Raw genomic sequence first — 18938 nt, forward strand, 5'->3', positions numbered from 1 at the left:
CCACCTCGCACAACACCCGCGTTGTATTCGGCGGCGTGTCCCAAACTCCCGTCTCCGTGTCCGATAATCCCATTCTCATTTGCGGGTGTCCGCCATACCGTGGACTGATGGGAGCACCGCCGCAGCGGCTGGGCATATGGGACATGACACGCGACGCGCGACGATCACGGTCGGATTCGACGCGGGCGAGGCGCAGGAGGGAGGCGCGCTGATGGCCGACTACCACACCCTGATCGTGGGTGCCGGATTCTCCGGCATCGGCACCGCGGTGAATCTGGACAAGGCCGGATTGCGCGACTACCTCATCGTCGAGGCCGGTGACGGCGTCGGGGGCACCTGGTTCTGGAACAGGTATCCCGGTGTGGCCGTGGATATTCCGTCGTTCTCCTATCAGTTCTCGTTCGAACAGTCGCCGGCCTGGTCACGGACGTACGCTCCCGGACGTGAGCTGCGCGCATACGCCGAGCACTGCGTCGACAAATACCGGCTGCGGTCGCGGATCCGGTTCGACACCGAGGTTTCCGGTGCGATGTTCGATGCCGACGAAAACCTCTGGCGCGTCGAACTGAACACCGGCGAGGTCATCACAGCACGGTTCCTCGTCAACGCCAGCGGTGTGCTCACCATCCCGAAACTCCCCGACATCGACGGCGTGGACTCCTTTTCCGGCGTCACGATGCACACCGCGCGGTGGGACCACACCCAGGACCTCACCGGCAAGCGCGTGGCGATCATCGGGACCGGGGCCACCGCGGTTCAGGTGATTCCCGAGATCGCGCCGATTGTCCAGCAGCTCACGGTTTTTCAGCGCACACCCATCTGGTGTTTCCCGAAATTCGATGTGCCGCTGCCTGCCGCGGCACGCTGGGCCATGCGCGTGCCCGGCGGGCGGACGCTCCACCGCCTGCTCAGCCAGGCCTACGTCGAATTCACTTTTCCGTTGGCCGCGCAGTATTTCACGATCAATCCGTTCGCCAAGCGGGCCGACGCCGCGGGCCGGGCCTACCTGCGTCGCGAGGTGCGCGACCCGGTGCTGCGCGACAAGCTCACCCCCCGTTATGCCGTCGGCTGCAAACGGCCCGGGTTCCACAACACGTATCTGTCGACGTTCAACCGCGACAACGTCGCTCTCGTCACAGAGCCGATCGAAAAAATCACCGGATCCGCTGTGGCCACCGCCGACGGGTCAACTTATGAGGCGGACGTGCTGATCCTGGCGACCGGCTTCAAGGTGATGGACGTCGACGCGATGACCTTCGACATCACCGGGCCCGGCGGCCAGACCCTCAGCGCATTCTGGGAAGAGCACCGCATGCAGGCCTATGAAGGCGTCAGCATCCCCGGCTTCCCGAACTACTTCACGGTGATGGGCCCATACGGCTACGTCGGGTCGTCCTATTTCGCGCTGATCGAAGCCCAGACCCACCACCTGGTGCGCTGCATCGCCCAGGCCGACCGGCGGGCCGCTCACCGCGTCGAGGTGCGGCAGGAAGCCAATGATCGCTATTTCGCCGAGATGATGCGCAAGCGTCACCGCCAGATCTTTTGGCAGGACAGTTGCCGCAACGCCAACAGTTACTACTTCGACCGCAACGGCGATGTCCCACTGCGGCCGGCCAGCACGCCCGAGGCGTACTGGCGCAGCCGCAGCTTCGACCTCGACGACTATCGGTTCACCGGGTAGCCCACTCCCGCACGTTCTCCGGCGAGTTCTCCCGCACGTTCTCCGGCGAGCAGACGTGAAAGTCCGCGACACGCCGGTTCTCCGGGACCTTCACGTCTGCTCGGCGAGCGTCAGCGGCCGTTGGGCTGTTGGCTGGGCTGGTTCGCGCCGTTGTACTGGGTCTGTCCGCCGTATTGGTTGCGGTCGTTGGGACGCTGCTCCTGCCCGCCCGGACGCTGCTGCACGGATTGTGTGGCCGTCGATGTCTCGGTCTGAGTCTGCGTCTCGGTCTGTGTGGCGGTGGCAGTGTCGGTCTGGGTGACGGTGTCGGTGGCCGGCGCCTGCCCCTCCTCGTGGTGGTGCGGCGCGGCACCGCCCCCACCACCTGACGAGCTGCCGCTGTCGTTGGCGGCGGTGGTCGCGGTCGTCGTCGTGGTGGTGGTCGTGGTGGTGCTGGACTTCTGCGGCGTTGAGCCGTTCGAGCCGCATGCCACCGCGAAGGCGGCCGCCAATGCAGCCATGCCGAGCGCGAGGGCGGCGCGGCGGCGCCAGGTCGTCGTCGCCTCAGATTTCATCGTCATCGCATAGATTCCTTCCCGTGGGGTGCGTTGAGCAACCGGGATATCTTGATCAATCGCGATGGGAAACCCTTAGGGTCCAGCTATGTTCACGCTGTGTGGCCGAGCGCACAGCAAAGGTTCCGGCCAAGCGCGAGCAGTCCCCCGCAAGCGGGAGGGACCCTAGTCAAAGCCCCCGAACACCAGAGTGTCGGGGGCTTTGAGGACTGCTCGCCGAGGGAAGCCTCGGCAGAAGGGGTACTAGACCGAGGCCTTGAGGTCGTCGACCTTGTTGGTCTGCTCCCAGGGCAACTCGACATCGGTGCGGCCGAAGTGGCCGTAGGCGGCGGTCTGGGCGTAGATCGGGCGCAGCAGGTCCAGGTCGCGGATGATGGCGCCGGGCCGCAGGTCGAACACGCTGCTGATGGCCTTCTCGATGCGCGCGGGGTCCACGGTCTCGGTGCCGAAGGTCTCGACGAACAGACCCACCGGGGCCGCCTTGCCGATCGCGTAGGCCACCTGGACCTCGACACGCTCGGCCAGCCCGGCTGCGACGACATTCTTGGCCACCCAGCGCATCGCGTACGCCGCGGACCGGTCCACCTTTGACGGATCCTTGCCGGAGAACGCGCCGCCGCCGTGACGGGCCCAGCCACCGTAGGTGTCGACGATGATCTTGCGGCCGGTCAGACCGGCGTCACCCATCGGACCGCCCAGCACGAACTTGCCGGTCGGGTTGACGAGCAGTCGGTAGTCGGAGGTGTCAAGCGACTCGTGGCCGAGATCGTTGAGGACGGTGTTGACGACCTTCTCCCGGATGTCCGGGGTCAGCGTCGCGTCCAGGTCGACACCCTCGGCGTGCTGGGTCGACAGGACCACGGTGTCGAGTCGGACCGGAGTCTTGCCGTCGTACTGGATGGTGACCTGGGTCTTGCCGTCGGGGCGCAGGTAGTCGAGCACGCCGTTCTTGCGGACCTCGGTCAGCCGACGGGCCAGCCGGTGGGCCAGCGCGATGGGCAGTGGCATGAGTTCCGGGGTGTCGCTGATCGCGTACCCGAACATCAGGCCCTGGTCGCCGGCACCCTGGGCGTCCAGCGGGTCACCGGCGCCCTCGACGCGGGCCTCGTGCGCGGTGTCGACGCCCTGGGCGATGTCCGGTGACTGCGAGCCGATGGCGATGTTGACGCCGCACGAGGCGCCGTCGAAGCCCTTGGTCGACGAGTCGTAGCCGATCTCCAGGATGCGGTCGCGCACGATCTTGGGGATGTCGGCGTAGGCGGAGGTGGTGACCTCGCCGGCGACGTGCACCTGGCCGGTGGTCACCATCGTCTCCACGGCGACCCGCGACTTCGGATCCTGCTCCAGCAGCGCGTCGAGCACAGAGTCGCTGATCGCGTCACAGATCTTGTCGGGGTGCCCTTCGGTTACCGACTCACTGGTAAACAGGCGACCTTGGCTCACGGGTCCGCTTCCTTTCCGTTCACGTTTCAAAACCTACAAAAAGCTTAGTTAGGCGAATTATATCTCTGCCCAGTTTGCACCCAAGCGTGTGGAACGCCGTTGCGCAAGGCTTACCCGCACCGAAATTCGGACGCCGGTTCAGGCGCCGCGACTGCGCAGGAAAGCCGCGATCGAGTCCACGATACGGGTCGCCATCAGCGTCTTCGATCCGTGCTCCAGGGCGACTTCCGCGCCGTCGGAGCTCAGCAACCATCCGTCGTTGTGGTCGACCTCGAAGGCCCGGTTCTCCCCCACCGCGTTCACCACCAGCAGGTCACAGCCTTTGCGCTGCAGTTTTGCCCGAGCGTGGAACAGCACGTCCCCGTTTGCGTCGCCGGTCTCGGCGGCGAACCCGACGATCGCGCGCATGTTTGGCAATTGACCGTCGGCTCGCGCCCGGACGACACCGGCGAGCACGTCGTCGTTGCGGACCAGGTCGATCGAACTGGGCTCGGATGCGCCCTTCTTGATCTTGCTGGTGGCGACATGGGCCGGCCGGAAATCGGCGACGGCAGCCGCCATCACCAAAACGTTCGCGCCGGGCGCACGCTTGGACACCGCGTCGCGCAGCGCAGTGGCCGACCCGATGTGCAGCACCTCGACGCCGGCCGGGTCGACGAGCCCCGCGGTGTTCCCGGCGATGAGCGTCACCTCGGCACCGCGCTGGGCCAGCACACGCGCCATGGCGTAGCCCTGCTTTCCGGAGCTGCGATTGCCGATGAACCGCACCGGATCAAGGGGTTCGCGGGTACCGCCCGCGGTCACCAGCACCTTCACCCCGGACATGTCGTACGGGAGGGCGTCGCCGCGGTCGAGCAGCAGCTGCGCCAGGGTGGTGATCTCCTCGGCTTCGGGCAGGCGGCCGGCGCCGCTGTCCTGTCCGGTGAGCCGGCCGGAAGCAGGTTCCAGCACCACGGCGCCGCGTCGGCGCAGCGTCGCGACGTTGTCGGCGGTGGCCGGGTGGAACCACATCTCGGTGTGCATGGCCGGCGCGAACAGCACTGGACATCGCGCCGTGAGGAGCGTGGCGGTCAGCAGATCGTCGGCCCGTCCGCTGGCGGCCCGGGCCAGCAGGTCCGCGGTGGCCGGTGCGACGACGACGAGATCCGCCTCCTGGCCGATCCGGACATGCGGAACCTCGTGAACGTCCTCGAAGACGCCGGTGTGCACCGGGTTGCCGGACAGCGCCTCGAACGTGGCGGCACCGACGAACCGTAGGGCCGATTCGGTCGGGGCCACCCGCACCGAGTGACCGGCCTCGGTCAGTTGTCGGACGACGGTGCACGCCTTATAGGCGGCGATGCCGCCGGCAACTCCGACGACGATGTGCTTCCGCGTCGTGCTCATGACATCTGCTCTTCGCCCGAGAGGCTCATCGACGCACGGCCCCGGGTTGCTTACTCGCCCTCGGTGTGCTCGAGCAGATCCTCGTGGATCTCGCGCATCGCGATGGACAGCGGCTTCTCCTGCAGGCCGGGCTCGACCAGCGGGCCGACGTACTCGAGGATGCCGTCGCCGAGCTGGTTGTAGTAGTCGTTGATCTGACGTGCACGCTTGGCGGCGTAGATCACCAGGGCGTACTTGCTCGACGCGCGGTCCAGCAACTCGTCAATGGGCGGGTTGGTGATGCCCAGCGGCGTGTCGTAGGCGCTGACGGCGGACGAATCAATGGCCACATCGTCCGCAGCGGTCAGCTGCGCATCGGCATGCGGGGTGCTCACGAAAAGGTCTCCTGGCGGTTATACGAAAATGCTTTTGGATTATCGGCGGGGTGGCCCGCGGGCCCGATCAGGTCGGGCGGAGGCCAGGTCAGTTTTGGCCCACCAGCAAGGATACCAATTCAGCGCACGCCGAATCCAACTGGCGGTTCACCACGACCTGGTCAAAGTCGCCCTGGGCGGCCATTTCGGCCCGCGCCGTCTCCAGCCGGCGGGCCATCACCTCGGGCGTCTCGGTGCCGCGCCCGGTCAATCGGCTCACCAGTTCGTCCCAGCTGGGCGGTGCGAGGAAGACCGAGACGACCTCGGGCATCGCCTTCTTGACGGCCTTGGCGCCGGCCAGGTCGACCTCGATCAGCACTGGGCGGCCGGCCCGGGCGGCGTCACGCACCGGTTCCCGTGGCGTGCCCGATCGGTGCAGGCCACCGTGGATCTCGGCCCATTCCAGCAGGGCGTCGGTCTCGATCAGTTTCTGAAACTGCTCGGGGCTGACGAAGAAGTAGTCGACGCCGTCCACCTCGCCGGGCCGCGGGGCCCTGGTCGTGACGGAGACGGAGAAATACAAGTCGGGAAGCCGCTCCCGCAGGCAGCGGACCACGGTGGACTTCCCGACGGCAGAGGGGCCGGACAACACCACGACTCGGGGTTGTCCGACCCCTCGGCCGACGCTCAACCTGTGCGCCTTAGGACTGGTCGAACTTCTCCAGCAGGGCCTTGCGCTGCCGGTCGCCGAGGCCGCGCAGCCGGCGCGTCGGTGCGATTTCCAGTTCGGTCATGATTTCCTGCGCCTTGACCTTGCCCACCTTGGGCAGGGCCTCGAGCAGCGCGGAGACCTTCATCTTGCCCAAGACCTCATCGGTCTCGGCGTCGGTGAGCACCTGCTTGAGGTTGGTGCCGCCGCGCTTGAGCCGGTCCTTGAGCTCGGCTCGCGCTCGACGTGCGGCAGCAGCCTTCTCCAACGCTGCCGCGCGCTGTTCGTCGGTCAACTGGGGAAGGGCCACGGGTTCCTCCGTCTCCTGGCAATTCTTCTTCGGCCATCACTTGTTTTGATCGGCTGGAAAACAAACCAGCCAGCGACGACGACCGTACCCACGCGGGCTGACGAAAGCTAACCCCACCCCCTGGTTACAGCGCTAAAAGCCCAGCGTGTAGTGCGCCGCGGTAGACCCCGGGGAGCGGGCCGGGCGCCTCCGCCGGCACCTCGAACTCCACCGGCCGGAGCGGATATCGCTGCACGTCAACGGTTTTCGCGCACTCGGCGGCTGACCTGGTACAAGCGCGCCGCTGTCACGACCGAGGACGACCAGTGGTCACACAGCGGCTCCGAGAAAATTTTCGCTGGTCACGGCGTGTCGGGCGTGTCGGCAAGGGCCGTGACAAGCCCGACAACCCGGCGCCCATGTGACGCCTAACGCCCACCTAACTGCCACAAAGCCGATGCACAGCTTAGCTAAATAACGTCGCCAGAGTCGGGTACCAAACTCCATTCGGAGGGAAGCTGGACATGAATATCAAGCGACTGACCTGCGCTTCCGCCGCGACTGTCGCGGTCGGAGCGGCCACTCTCGCCCTCGGGGCGCCGGTGGCCTCCGCGCAGCCGGGTCCGCCGCCGTGCAATTTCGGAAACTGCCAGGGCCCGGGGCCGGGCGGCCAAGGACCAGGCGGTCAAGATCACAGGGGCCCGGACAACGGCCCCGGGGATCCCGGACGCTGGCAGGGCAACCCGGGCGGACCTGATCGCGGACCCGGCGGGTGGCCTGGCGGCCCCGATCGCGGGCCGGGAGGCCCGGGTGGCTGGCCCGGTGGAGATGACCACGGCGGCGACCACCGGTGGGATCCCCCACCACCCCCGCCGCCGGACCTCGGCTGGCGCGGCATCGATCAGGGCCGCTGGGATCACCAGCCGTTCAACTACAACGGCAACTGGGTGACCCCGGTCTTCGATCCGGGCTACAACGCCTGGGGCTTCTGGCTGTTCGGCATCTGGATTCCCCTGTGATCGGGTGAGAGCTACCACCAGGTGGCGGCGGGTCGCCGAATACGGCGGCCCGCCGTCCGCGCGTCGGCCCCTACGCATGCGCGTCGTCCAGCGGCGACGGCACTAAGATTTGATCGTGATTCGGTCGGCATGTGCCGCACTCATCTTGTTGCTGGTCGGTCTGACGGCCAATGTCGCGGCTCCTGCGTGGGCCTGCGGCTGCGGCGCATACATCCCCGACACCGCGGGCCCGGCAGTGGTCAACGAACGCTCGCTGCTGGCCTGGAACGGGCACCGCGAGGACATCCTGATGTCGTTGAACGTGCGGGGTCAGTCCAACACGGCGGCGTGGATCATGCCGGTCCCGTCTGCCGCCGACGTCACGCTGGGCGAGACGGGAATCTTCGACGAACTGGCCCGGCTGACGGCACCCCGCATCGAGTACCGCGATTCGTGGTGGCCGACGTTCGGCTGGCTGCACGGCTTCGGCGGTGCCGAGGGCCTGGTGTCGGCTGCGGCACCCGGGCATCACGTCGACGTGCTCAGCAACCAGCGCATCGGCCCGTTCGACGTCACGCGGCTGGCGGCCGACGATCCGGCGGCCCTGAGCGCCTGGCTGGCCTCGAAGGGGTTCGCCCACCCGGCCGGCCTGGACCGGAATCTGGCGCCCTATCTGGCCGACGGCTGGCAGGTGGTGGCCATCCGGCTCGTACCCGACGCGCGCGGAGCCACATTGACCGGCGCGCTGCAACCTTTGCGACTGTCGTTCGACGCCGACCGTGCCGTCTATCCCATGCGCTTGTCGCAATCCGCGAAGACCCCGCAGTCGGTCGACCTCTATGTGTTGGCCGAGCACCGGATGGATCCGACGGCGGTTCCGGTGCCGGGTGACGATCCGACGCTGCAGTTCGCCGGGCACCTGGACTCCGACGCGGTCTCCGACGACCTTGCGCCGTTCGTCGGTGACGGCGCGTTCCTGACCCGCTGGACCAACGAAATCGGCACTCCGGCAAGGATTTCCGGCGATTACATGTTCGCGGCGGCAGCCAACGACACGCCGTATCAACAGGTGATCTACCGCGAGCGCGACCGCGGTGACCTCACCGGGCTGGCGCTCGTCGCAGTGGTCCCGGCGCTCTGTGCGGCCGTCACCGCCCTGATTGCGGCGCGGATACTCAAGTCCCGGCGTCAGGCCAGATAGGCCACCGCGTCACGCATCCGCTCGGCAGCCGCCCGCAGCTCGTCGACCCCGGGCCCTGCGCGCAACACCTCGCGCGACACCGCGGGCAGGAGCTGTTTTCCGCCCCCGAGCCCGCCCAACGCTTCGGGACGGCCGCCCTGCGCGCCGACCCCCGGCACCAGGACGGGCCCGCCCAGGCTGCTCAGGTCGGGCGGCTCGGTCACCGTGGCACCCACCACGACGCCGAACGCACCGTCGGCCGCCCGGTTCGCCTCGGCCACCGCGTCGACGATCGACTGCGCGACCGTGCGGTCCCCCGCCATTGCGCGCTGCACGCCTGCACCTTCCGGATTGGACGTGGCGGCCAACACGAAAACCCCGCGCCCGTTTGCCGTCGCGGTGTCGAGCAACGGCTGCAGCGAGCCGAACCCGAGATACGGCGAGGCCGTCACGGCGTCGGCCGCCAACGGCGAGTCGCCCGCCCACGCCGCCGCGTACGCCGCCATCGTGGAGCCGATGTCACCGCGTTTGGCATCGGCCAACACGAGCACCCCGGCGTCGCGCAGCGCCGCCATGGTGTCCTCGAGCACGGTGAAACCGGCTGCGCCGTAAGCCTCGAAGAACGCCACCTGGGGTTTGACGATCGCGAAGTCGGCGAATGCCGTCACGCACGTGTCGCAGAACCGGCGCAGCCCGTCGGGGTCGGCATCCAGTCCCCAGGCCCGCAGCAATTCGGGGTGCGGGTCGATGCCGGGACACAGCGGGCCCCGGGCAGCGACCGCAGCCGTCAGCCGTTCCCCGAACCCGCCCACGGTCACCGCGCCTCGAAGGAGCTGTGCAGCTCCTGCAGGCTCATCACGCCGATGTCACCGCGGATGCCCGCCTCGATACCCTGTACGGCCGCCGAAGCGCCCTGCACCGTGGTGACGCACGGGATGTTCATCGACACCGCCGCCGAGCGGATCTCGTAACCGTCGACGCGGGGCCCGGAGTTGCCGTACGGCGTGTTGATCACCATGTCGACCTCCCCGGCCTTGATCACGTCGACCGCCGACGGTAACGGATGGGCGCCACTCGGCTCCTCAAAGTGTTTGCGCACCTCGTCACACGGAATACCGTTGCGGCGCAACATCTCTGCGGTGCCTTCGGTAGCCAGCACGCGGAACCCGAGATCGGCCAGGCGTTTCACCGGGAACACCAGCGAGCGCTTGTCCCGGTTGGCCACCGAGACGAACACCGTGCCCTGCGCCGGCAGCGATCCGTAGGCCGCGGTCTGACTCTTGGCGAACGCCGTGCCGAAGTCGTGGTCGATGCCCATGACCTCACCGGTCGATTTCATCTCCGGTCCGAGCAGCGAATCGACCTGTGCGCCATCGGCTCTGCGGAACCGGTGGAACGGCAGCACGGCCTCCTTGACCGCCACCGGGGCGGTGCGCGCGATTGTCCCGCCGTCGCCGGTGCGGGCCAGGATGCCTTCCTCGCGCAACTCGGCGATGGTGGCACCGAGCATCACCCGCGCGCAAGCCTTGGCCAGCGGAACAGCAGTGGCCTTGGACACGAACGGCACCGTGCGGCTCGCCCGCGGGTTGGCCTCCAGCACGTAGAGCACATCGTCCTTCAGCGCGTACTGCACGTTGAGCAGCCCGACCACGCCGATGCCGTGGGCGATGGCCTCGGTGGCGCGGCGCACGGCCTCGACATCGCTGCGCCCCAACGTGACCGGCGGCAGGGCACACGCCGAGTCGCCGGAGTGGATGCCGGCCTCCTCGATGTGCTCCATGATGCCGCCGAGGTACACCTCGGTGCCGTCGCACAGGGCGTCGACGTCGATCTCGATGGCGTCTTCCAGGAACCGGTCCACCAGCACCGGATGCTCCGGGGACAGCTGGGTGGCGCGGGTGATGTAGCCCCGCAGGGTCTCTTCGTCGTAGACGATCTCCATGCCGCGCCCGCCGAGCACGTAGGACGGCCGCACCAGCACCGGGTAGCCGATGTCGGCGGCGATCCGGCGGGCCTGCTCGAAGCTGGTGGCCGTGCCGAAGCGGGGGGCGGGCAGGCCCGCGGTCGTCAGCACCTCGCCGAACGCGCCACGGTCCTCGGCCAGGTCGATGGCCTTGGGGCTGGTGCCGACGATCGGGACTCCGGCCTTCTCCAGCCGTTCGGCCAGCCCGAGCGGGGTCTGCCCGCCGAGCTGCACGATGACCCCGACGACACCGGGTCCCCCTGCGCCGGAAGCTTGTTCGGCGTAGTAGACCTCCAGCACATCCTCGAACGTGAGCGGTTCGAAGTACAGCCGGTCGGCGGTGTCGTAGTCGGTGGACACCGTCTCGGGGTTGCAGTTGACCATAACGGTCTCGAATCCGGCGGCGCTCAACGTCGTCGCAGCATGCACACAGCTGTAATCGAATTCGATGCCCTGCCCGATCCGGTTGGGCCCCGAACCCAGGATCAGCACCTTGGGCTTGTCGGTCTGGGGCGCCACCTCGGTCTCGGCCGCGGGGTCGAGCTCATAGCTGCTGTAGTGGTACGGCGTCTTGGCGTCGAACTCGGCCGCGCACGTGTCGACAGTCTTGTACACCGGGTGGATGCCGAGGCGTTCCCGCAGCGCGCGAACCCCGCTCTCGCCGGCCAATTCCGGTCGCAGCGCGGCGATCTGACGGTCCGAGAGCCCGCTGTGCTTGGCCCGCCGCAGCAGCGTCTCGTCGAGCACCGGGGCGTCGACCAGTTCGGCGCGCAACGCGACCAGCGTGGCGATCTGATCGACGAACCACGGGTCGACGCCGGAGGCCTCGGCGACGTCCTCGACACTGGCGCCCAGCCGCAATGCCTGCTCGATGTCGTAGAGCCGGCCGTCGGTCGGCGTGCGCAGGTTGGTGAGCAACTCCTCGACCGTCAGCTCCGAGTCCGGTGCTGTCCAGAATCCGGCACGGCTGGTCTCCAACGAGCGCATCACCTTGCCGAGTGCTTCGATGAAGTTGCGGCCCAACGACATCGCCTCGCCCACCGACTTCATGGTGGTGGTCAGCGTCGGGTCGGCTCCGGGGAACTTCTCGAACGCGAACCGCGGGGCCTTGACGACGACGTAGTCCAGCGTGGGCTCGAAGCAGGCCGGGGTTTCCTTGGTGATGTCGTTGAGGATCTCGTCGAGGGTGTAGCCGATGGCCAGCTTGGCGGCGATCTTGGCGATCGGGAACCCGGTGGCCTTGGAGGCCAGGGCGCTGGAACGCGATACGCGTGGGTTCATCTCGATGACGATGAGCCGGCCGTCGCGCGGGTCGACCGCGAACTGGATGTTGCAGCCGCCGGTGTCGACGCCGACCTCGCGCAGGATCGCGATACCGAGATCGCGCATGACCTGGTATTCACGGTCGGTGAGCGTCATCGCCGGGGCCACGGTCACCGAGTCACCGGTGTGCACGCCCATCGGGTCGACGTTCTCGATCGAGCAGACCACCACGACGTTGTCATGGCCGTCGCGCATCAGCTCGAGCTCGTATTCCTTCCACCCGTAGATGGACTCCTCGATCAGCACGTTGGCGCTGGGCGACGCGGCCAGGCCGTCACCGGCCATCCGCTCGACGTCCTCGACGGTCGCGGCCATGCCCGAACCGAGCCCGCCCATCGTGAACGACGGCCGCACGACGACCGGCAGGCCGAGTTCGGCGACGGTCTCGCGGACCTCGTCCATGGTGAAACACACCCGGCTGCGGGCAGATTCGCCACCGACCTTGGCGACGATGTCCTTGAACCGCTGACGGTCCTCGCCACGCTGGATGGCCTCGAAGTCGGCGCCGATCAATTCGACGCCGTACTTCTCCAGCACCCCGTTCTCGTGCAGCGCGACCGCGGTGTTCAGCGCGGTCTGCCCGCCCAAGGTGGCCAGCAGCGCGTCGATCTTGTTGCCGCGCGCGGCCTGCTGGGCGATGACCTTCTCGACGAACGCCGGGGTGATCGGCTCGACGTAGGTGTGATCGGCGTACTCGGGATCGGTCATGATCGTCGCCGGGTTGGAGTTGACCAGGCTGACCTGCAGGCCCTCGGCGCGCAGCACGCGGCACGCCTGGGTTCCCGAGTAGTCGAACTCGCAGGCCTGTCCGATGACGATGGGGCCGGAGCCGATCACCAGGACATGGTTGAGATCAGAGCGGCGTGGCATTGAGTGCACCTCCGGTCGGGCGCGACGGTGCGCATTTGCTGGTGGAAATGCGGCGTGTCGAGGGACAGACACGCACGCTCGCGGTGCTGCAGGGGAACATGGTTACTTCTCCCCTGACAGCAGGTCGATGAACTGGTCGAACAGGTAGTTGGCGTCGTGCGGGCCGGCAGCGGCCTCAGGGTGGTACTGCACCGAGAACGCTCGGCCGTTGGCGAGCCGGATGCCTTCCACCACACCGTCGTTGGCGCAGGTGTGGCTGACCTCGGCAGGGCCGAAGGGGGTCTCGAAGGTCTCGCCCGCTTCGCCTTCCAGCGCGAAGCCGTGGTTCTGCGCGGTGATCGCGACCCGGCCGGTGCGGTGATCGATCACCGGGACGTTGATGCCGCGGTGGCCGAACACCATCTTGTAGGTGGCGCGGCCCAGGGCCCGGCCCAGGATCTGGTTGCCGAAGCAGATGCCGAACAACGGGATTCCGGCGTCGAGCACCTCGCGGGTGACCCCGACGATGTGGTCGGCGGTCGCCGGGTCGCCGGGCCCGTTGGACAGGAAGACCCCGTCAGGTTTGAGGTCGGCGATCGCCTCGAAGCTGATCGACGACGGCAGCACATGGCTGCGGATGCCGCGGCGGGCGAAGTTGCGCGGGGTGTTGGTCTTGATGCCCAGGTCGATGGCAGCGACGGTGAAGCGGTGTCCGCCTTCGGGTTCCACGATGTACGAGGCATCGGTGCTGACCTCACCGGCCAGATCGGCGCCCAGCATCGACGGTTGGCTGCGCACCCGGTCGAGCAGCACGTCGGCATCGGCCAACGCATCACCGGAGAACACGCCGGCCTTCATCGATCCGCGGGTGCGCAGGTGCCGCACCACGGCGCGGGTGTCGATGCCTGCGATCCCGACAATGCCCTGGCGCACCAGTTCATCGTCGAGAGTTCCGCTGGCGCGCCAGTTCGATGCTCGCGGCGACGGGTCGCGGACTGCGTACCCGGCCACCCAGATCTTGTCCCCGCGGCTTTCGCCATCCTCGGTGTTCCAGCCGGTGTTGCCGATCTGCGGCGCCGTGGCGACCACGATCTGCCCGTGGTAGCTGGGGTCGGTCAGCGTCTCCTGATAGCCGGACATGCCGGTGGAGAACACGGCCTCGCCGAGTGTCTGGCCGACGGCCCCGAATCGGGTTCCCGTGAAGATGCGCCCATCCTCCAGCACCAGCACCGCGGTGGTGCCTGCTGATCCGCTGCCCTGTCCATTTGTCTTCGTCATGCCTTCTCCTCAAGCCAGCGGTCGTACTCTGCGCGGTTGTCGGCGCGGAATCCGGTGTCGATCTCGGTCCCCGAGGGCAATTTCCACCGGATGGCCAGAATTCCGTCGTGCGTGAGCGCCTTGCCCGCGATGCCGCGCTCGGTGCGGATCGCGGTGATGGACTCCTGCGGAATCCAGATCGGCCCGGCGCCGACGCGCTGCAACATGATCCCCTCGGGATAGCGGGTCAGCACGGCCTTGGCGCGGAAACCCAGATCACCGGCGGCGACCTTGTCATTCCAGTGCGGTACCAGCGTGGTGCCCACATAGAGGCCTTTGGTGGCCGCGACCGATGCGGCACTGACGGTGTCCGGCAGCGGCGGCAGGGCACCGATCATGTCGGCCTGCCGCTGGACCCGGTGCAACCAGCCGCGCAGCATCTGCCTGATCAGGAACGCGATCAGCAGGACGACCAGGACCGCCATGATCAACGAGGCGATGAGCGTGGGGGTGTTCACCGTCCTGATCCCCGGGTCGCTACGCTCCTGCCCGCCGCTACGGACTTCCCGTGCAGCGCCGTAATCCGTCCCCGCAGCAGCGTCGCGGTCACCGTGGCAGGCAGCTCCATCTGCTCGAACGGCGTGTTGTCCGAACGGCTGGCCAGATCGGCTCCGGCCACGGTCCATGTGGCATCGGGGTCGACCACCGTCAGGTTGGCCGGCTCACCGACCTCCAGCGGCCGGCCCTGATCCGGCAGGCCGACGATGGCCGCCGGCGCCTCGCTCATCACCTTGGCCACGCCGCGCCAGGTCAGCAGACCCGGACGCAGCATCGTCTCGACCACCACCGACAGCGCCGTCTGCAGCCCGAGCATGCCGGGCCGGGCCACGGAGAATTCGCAGCACTTCTCGTGCTCGGCGTGCGGGGCGTGATCGGTGGCCACGCAGTCGATGACACCGTCGGCCAGGGCCTGCCGCAACGCCTGGGCGTCGGCGGCCTCGCGCAGCGGCGGGTTCACCCGGTTGCGGCCGTCGTAGTCGGCCAGCCGGGAATCGTCGAGCAGCAGGTGATGCGGCGTCACTTCGGCGGTGATCGAAATCCCCTGCGCCTTGGCCCATTTCAGCAGTTCCACGGTGCCGGCCGTCGAGGCGTGGCAGATGTGCACGCGGGCCTTGGCGTCACGAGCCAGGATGGCGTCGCGGGCGACGATGGATTCTTCGGCCGATCGCGGCCAGCCCGCAAGGCCCAACCGGGCGGCGTTGGGGCCTTCGTGCGCGACGGCACCGACGGTCAGCCGAGGTTCCTCGGCATGCTGGGCGATGAGCACACCCAAGCCTGACGCGTACTCCAGCGCGCGGCGCATCACCAACGGATCGTGCACGCACAGACCGTCATCGGAGAACATCCGGACCTGGCCCGACCCCGCGGACATCAGGCCCATCTCGGTGAGCTGCTTGCCCTCCAGGCCCACCGTGACCGCACCGACGGGGTGCACGTCGACGAGACCGACCTGCTGGCCGCGGGCCCACACGTGATCGGTGACCACGGCGGTGTCGGCCACCGGATCGGTGTTGGCCATCGCGAACACCGCGGTGTAGCCGCCCAATGCCGCAGCCGCAGAACCTGTTTCGATGTCCTCGGCGTACTCCCGGCCGGGTTCGCGCAGATGGGTGTGCAGGTCGACGAATCCGGGCAGCAGCACCTGACCGGCCGCCTCGATCACCTCGGCATCCTGGGGGGCCTGCACCGAGGAGCCGATCTCCGCGATCTGCCCGTCGGCGATCAGGACGTCGACGGGCTCACCCTCGCCGTAGAGCCGCACACCGCGGATCAGCACCTGCGGGTTGTCCTGCACGGTCGTGCTCATACGCTGATCGCCTCCTGGTCCGCGCCAACCAGCAGATGGAACAGCACCGCCATCCGCACGTGGACACCATTGGAAACCTGTTGCAGGACAGCCGATTGCGACGAGTCGGCGACAGGGAAGGCGATCTCCATGCCGCGCAGCATCGGGCCCGGGTGCAGCACCACCGAGTGGCCGGGCAGCATCGCCTGACGCTTCTCGGACAGCCCGTAGCGCACCGAGTACTCGCGGGCGGACGGGAAGAACCCGCCGTTCATCCGCTCGGCCTGCACGCGCAGCATCAGTACCGCGTCGGCGGCGGGCAATTCGGCGTCCAGATCGTGCGACACCGTGACCGGCCATCCGGCCACACCGACCGGCAGCAGCGTGGGCGGTGCGACCAGCACCACCTCGGCGCCCAGCGTGGCCAGCAGCGACACGTTGGACCGGGCCACCCGGCTGTGCAGCACGTCGCCGACGATCACCACGCGCTTGCCTTCGATCGAGCCGAACCGCTGACGGATGGTCAGGGCGTCGAGCAGCGCCTGGGTGGGGTGTTCGTGCGTGCCGTCACCGGCATTGATGACGCTGGGCCCTCCCCCGCCCTCCTCGGCGGTCCACTCCGCGAGCTGTTGGGCCGCACCCGAGGCGGGATGGCGGATGATCAGGGCGTCGGCGCCGGCAGCGCGCAACGTCAGCGCGGTGTCGCGCAGCGACTCTCCTTTGGCCACAGACGATCCAGACGAGCTGACGTTGATCACGTCGGCGCTCATCCACTTGCCTGCCACCTCGAAGGACACCCGGGTACGGGTCGAGTTCTCGTAGAACATCGTGATGACGGTGCGGCCGCGCAGCGTCGGCAGCTTCTTGACCTCGCGGCCCAGTAGCGCCTCGCGGAACCGGTCCGCGTCGTCGAGGATCGCCGTCGCGTCCTCCCGGGTCAGCTCCGCCGCTGCCAACAGATGACGAGTCGTCATCGCAGCTGTCCCCTCTTCGCGCAAGCGCTCATCGCGCAATCACCACCCCATCGCGGTCGTCATGCTCGGCCAGCAGAACGTGCACGCTCTCGTTGCGTGCGGTCGGCACGTTCTTGCCCACGTAGTCGGCGCGGATGGGCAGTTCCCGGTGGCCGCGGTCGACCAACACGGCGAGCTGCACAGTGCGCGGCCGGCCGATGTCACGCAGGGCGTCGAGCGCCGAGCGCACCGACCGCCCTGAGAAGAGCACGTCGTCGACGAGGATCACGACGGCGCCGTCGATGCCGCCGGCGGGGATCGACGTCGAGGCCAGCGGGCGCGGCGGTTTGAAGTTGAGGTCGTCGCGGTAGAGCGTGATGTCCAGTGCGCCGTGCGGCAGCGTCACGCCGGCGAACTCGTTGATCTTGTCCGCCAGCCGGGTGGCGAGTATCACACCGCGGGTGGGGATTCCGAGAAGGACGACGCGGGCCCGCTCGGCGGGATCGTCCAGCGCGGTCTTCTCGATGATCTGATGGGCGATCCGGGAAATGGTTCGGCCGACGTCCGCCGCAGACATCAATTCCCGGTCGGCACTTGAAGAGCCCATAAGGTGACCCTGACCTCCTTCTCCGCCTCTCGGGACGGATCGTTAAAGGACGTCGAACTGCCGTGCAGCTTAGCAGGCGACATCGGCGGTGCCGCTATCCGGCGACAGCGGCGTCCTTTTCCAGCGCGGCACCCTTCGTCTCGGGCAGCAGGGCCGTGCACACGATGCTGACCACGACGAAGAAGGCGATCATCAGGCCGACTGCCCAGCTGCCGAGGCTGGCCACCAGCGCGCCTGCCACCAGCGGTGGGATGGCGCCACCAACGATGCCCGCGAGATTGAACGCCATCCCGGCGCCGGTGTAGCGGTAGCGAGTGGCGAAGATCTCAGGCAGGAAGGACCCGATAGGTCCGTAGGACAGCCCGAAGATGCAGAAGATGCCGGCGATCGCGACCGCGAAGCCCACCGCGGAATGGGAGTCGATCAGCGGCATCACGACGAACGCCCACGGCAGCGCGAGCGCGAAGCCGATGAGGATGATGCGGCGCCGGCCGTACCGGTCGCACAGCACCGCCGAGATCGCGGAGAAGGCCATCAGAGCCACGCCGGCGAGCACACCGACGCCAAGGATGAGACTGCGTGGGTGCCCGACGCGGGTGCTGGCGTAGCTCATCAGGTAGGTGCCGCCGAGGAAGCTCATGGTGAAGATGCCGACCATGCAGCCTGCGGCGAGCGCCACCTGTCGGCTCTGGGTGCGGAACAGCTCGGTGAACGGGGCATTCGGCACGCCTCCGGCGATCTGCTCGCGGGCGAAGACCGGTGTCTCGTCGATACTCAGCCGCACATACAGCGCCACGATGAGCAGCACCGCGCTGAACAGGAAGGGCAGCCGCCAGCCCCAGTCGAGGAACACCGCACTCTTCTCCCCGACCGTCACGCTGACGATGAACACCACCAGGTTGCTCACGGCCAGGCCTGCGCCGGCGCCGAGCTGGGTGAACATCCCGTAGGTGCCGCGCTTGCCCGCAGGCGCGTATTCGGCGCTCAGCAGCGCCGAGCCCGCCCACTCCCCGCCGACGGCGAACCCCTGCAGCAGCCGCAGCGTCAGCAGGATGATCGGCGCGGCGATACCGATGGTCGCCGCGCTGGGCACCAGCCCGACGCACACCGTCGACAAGCCCATGATCAGCAGCGTCGCGACGAGAGTTTTCTTGCGGCCCAGGCGATCTCCGAAATGCCCGAACACCGCGGCCCCGATCGGACGGGACAGGAACGCCACCGCGAAGGTGCCCAATGACGAGATGGTCGCCATCGTGGACCCCATGTTCGGGAAGAACACGTGCGGAAAGATCAGCGCGGCGGCAGTGCCGTAGATGTAGAAGTCGTAGAACTCGATCGCCGTGCCGATGAAGCTGGCGAAGGCCACCTTGTTCATCGGGCTGGGTGTGGGGCCTGCGGCGGAGTTCGGTTCGCCGTTGATCTGGTCCTGCTGGGTCATCTGCCTCTTCTCACGCCATGGTGTTCGCAGGGAAGTATCGCGCAGTCGAGTCGGATTCTTGTCGCGAATGCGCGGCGGGACCACGGCGCTGCGCCGCTCGGGTGAC

Annotated in this window: 17 protein-coding genes; 3 read left to right on the top strand and 14 right to left on the bottom strand. The window is 67.9% G+C overall.

The window, feature by feature from the left end; genetic code table 11:
- Positions 1-208 precede the first annotated feature (208 nt).
- Positions 209-1684, top strand: coding sequence for a flavin-containing monooxygenase (locus BTO20_RS18805; protein WP_232491245.1), 1476 nt, complete (start codon positions 209-211; stop codon positions 1682-1684).
- Positions 1685-1794: 110 nt separating this feature from the next.
- Here the strand turns inward: BTO20_RS18805 and BTO20_RS18810 are convergent, their stop codons facing one another.
- The 6 genes from BTO20_RS18810 to mihF form a co-directional block, all read right to left on the bottom strand.
- Complete coding sequence (locus tag BTO20_RS18810; protein WP_087077794.1) at positions 1795-2244, bottom strand: hypothetical protein; 450 nt, start codon at positions 2242-2244, stop codon at positions 1795-1797.
- A 237-nt stretch (positions 2245-2481) separates the two neighbouring features.
- Positions 2482-3681 carry a methionine adenosyltransferase gene (gene metK, locus BTO20_RS18815; protein ID WP_087077795.1) on the bottom strand — a complete coding sequence of 400 codons (1200 nt, stop codon included), beginning with the start codon at positions 3679-3681 and terminating at the stop codon, positions 2482-2484.
- 138 nt (positions 3682-3819) lie between these two features.
- A complete protein-coding gene (coaBC, locus tag BTO20_RS18820) occupies positions 3820-5067 on the bottom strand; it encodes a bifunctional phosphopantothenoylcysteine decarboxylase/phosphopantothenate--cysteine ligase CoaBC (RefSeq protein WP_087077796.1) in 1248 nt (415 codons plus the stop codon).
- Positions 5068-5117: 50 nt separating this feature from the next.
- Positions 5118-5441 (bottom strand): DNA-directed RNA polymerase subunit omega, encoded by a 324-nt coding sequence (gene rpoZ / locus BTO20_RS18825; RefSeq protein ID WP_087077797.1) that lies wholly within the window; start codon positions 5439-5441, stop codon positions 5118-5120.
- 88 nt (positions 5442-5529) lie between these two features.
- Positions 5530-6111 carry a guanylate kinase gene (gene gmk, locus BTO20_RS18830; RefSeq protein ID WP_087077798.1) on the bottom strand — a complete coding sequence of 194 codons (582 nt, stop codon included), beginning with the start codon at positions 6109-6111 and terminating at the stop codon, positions 5530-5532.
- A 10-nt stretch (positions 6112-6121) separates the two neighbouring features.
- The gene (gene mihF / locus BTO20_RS18835; RefSeq protein WP_003894434.1) at positions 6122-6439 is read right to left on the bottom strand and encodes an integration host factor, actinobacterial type; all 318 of its coding nucleotides are present in this window, start codon (positions 6437-6439) and stop codon (positions 6122-6124) included.
- A gap of 503 nt (positions 6440-6942) precedes the next feature.
- Here mihF and BTO20_RS18840 point away from each other — a divergent pair.
- Together BTO20_RS18840 and BTO20_RS18845 are read left to right on the top strand one after the other, a co-directional pair.
- Entirely contained in the window at positions 6943-7437 is a 495-nt protein-coding gene (locus BTO20_RS18840) for a hypothetical protein (protein ID WP_087077799.1), read from the top strand.
- 115 nt (positions 7438-7552) lie between these two features.
- Positions 7553-8617: a DUF2330 domain-containing protein gene (locus BTO20_RS18845; protein WP_232490764.1), complete on the top strand. Its 1065-nt coding sequence runs from the start codon at positions 7553-7555 to the stop codon at positions 8615-8617.
- Here BTO20_RS18845 and pyrF read toward each other — a convergent pair.
- The 8 genes from pyrF to BTO20_RS18885 form a co-directional block, all read right to left on the bottom strand.
- A complete protein-coding gene (pyrF, locus tag BTO20_RS18850) occupies positions 8605-9408 on the bottom strand; it encodes an orotidine-5'-phosphate decarboxylase (protein ID WP_087077801.1) in 804 nt (267 codons plus the stop codon). The genes BTO20_RS18845 and pyrF overlap by 13 nt on opposite strands.
- Before the next feature lie 2 nt (positions 9409-9410).
- A complete protein-coding gene (gene carB, locus BTO20_RS18855) occupies positions 9411-12752 on the bottom strand; it encodes a carbamoyl-phosphate synthase large subunit (protein WP_087077802.1) in 3342 nt (1113 codons plus the stop codon).
- Between the two features lie 102 nt (positions 12753-12854).
- On the bottom strand, positions 12855-14009 hold the full coding sequence (carA, locus tag BTO20_RS18860; protein ID WP_087077803.1) for a glutamine-hydrolyzing carbamoyl-phosphate synthase small subunit: 1155 nt from the start codon (positions 14007-14009) through the stop codon (positions 12855-12857).
- Entirely contained in the window at positions 14006-14506 is a 501-nt protein-coding gene (locus BTO20_RS18865) for a PH-like domain-containing protein (protein WP_087077804.1), read from the bottom strand. Before BTO20_RS18865 ends, carA begins: the two co-directional genes overlap by 4 nt.
- Positions 14503-15855 carry a dihydroorotase gene (locus BTO20_RS18870; RefSeq protein WP_087077805.1) on the bottom strand — a complete coding sequence of 451 codons (1353 nt, stop codon included), beginning with the start codon at positions 15853-15855 and terminating at the stop codon, positions 14503-14505. The genes BTO20_RS18865 and BTO20_RS18870 overlap by 4 nt, the downstream gene beginning before the upstream one ends.
- Positions 15852-16808, bottom strand: coding sequence for an aspartate carbamoyltransferase catalytic subunit (locus BTO20_RS18875; RefSeq protein ID WP_087077806.1), 957 nt, complete (start codon positions 16806-16808; stop codon positions 15852-15854). Before BTO20_RS18875 ends, BTO20_RS18870 begins: the two co-directional genes overlap by 4 nt.
- A 28-nt stretch (positions 16809-16836) precedes the next feature.
- Positions 16837-17394, bottom strand: coding sequence for a bifunctional pyr operon transcriptional regulator/uracil phosphoribosyltransferase PyrR (gene pyrR / locus BTO20_RS18880; protein ID WP_087077807.1), 558 nt, complete (start codon positions 17392-17394; stop codon positions 16837-16839).
- Between the two features lie 94 nt (positions 17395-17488).
- A complete protein-coding gene (locus tag BTO20_RS18885; protein WP_087077808.1) occupies positions 17489-18832 on the bottom strand; it encodes an MFS transporter in 1344 nt (447 codons plus the stop codon).
- Between the last annotated feature and the right edge of the window lie 106 nt (positions 18833-18938).

It is taken from the genome of Mycobacterium dioxanotrophicus (genome assembly GCF_002157835.1).
Classification (GTDB): domain Bacteria; phylum Actinomycetota; class Actinomycetes; order Mycobacteriales; family Mycobacteriaceae; genus Mycobacterium; species Mycobacterium dioxanotrophicus.

What these genes read in the sequence shown, in the direction of transcription:
- BTO20_RS18810 (WP_087077794.1), bottom strand. Translation starts at nt 2,244, where the DNA reads ATGACGATGAAATCTGAGGCGACGACGACCTGGCGCCGCCGCGCCGCC.
- coaBC (WP_087077796.1), bottom strand. Translation starts at nt 5,067, where the DNA reads ATGAGCACGACGCGGAAGCACATCGTCGTCGGAGTTGCCGGCGGCATC.
- BTO20_RS18840 (WP_087077799.1), top strand. Translation starts at nt 6,943, where the DNA reads ATGAATATCAAGCGACTGACCTGCGCTTCCGCCGCGACTGTCGCGGTC.
- carB (WP_087077802.1), bottom strand. Translation starts at nt 12,752, where the DNA reads ATGCCACGCCGCTCTGATCTCAACCATGTCCTGGTGATCGGCTCCGGC.
- carA (WP_087077803.1), bottom strand. Translation starts at nt 14,009, where the DNA reads ATGACGAAGACAAATGGACAGGGCAGCGGATCAGCAGGCACCACCGCG.
- BTO20_RS18870 (WP_087077805.1), bottom strand. Translation starts at nt 15,855, where the DNA reads ATGAGCACGACCGTGCAGGACAACCCGCAGGTGCTGATCCGCGGTGTG.
- BTO20_RS18875 (WP_087077806.1), bottom strand. Translation starts at nt 16,808, where the DNA reads ATGACGACTCGTCATCTGTTGGCAGCGGCGGAGCTGACCCGGGAGGAC.
- pyrR (WP_087077807.1), bottom strand. Translation starts at nt 17,394, where the DNA reads ATGGGCTCTTCAAGTGCCGACCGGGAATTGATGTCTGCGGCGGACGTC.
- BTO20_RS18885 (WP_087077808.1), bottom strand. Translation starts at nt 18,832, where the DNA reads ATGACCCAGCAGGACCAGATCAACGGCGAACCGAACTCCGCCGCAGGC.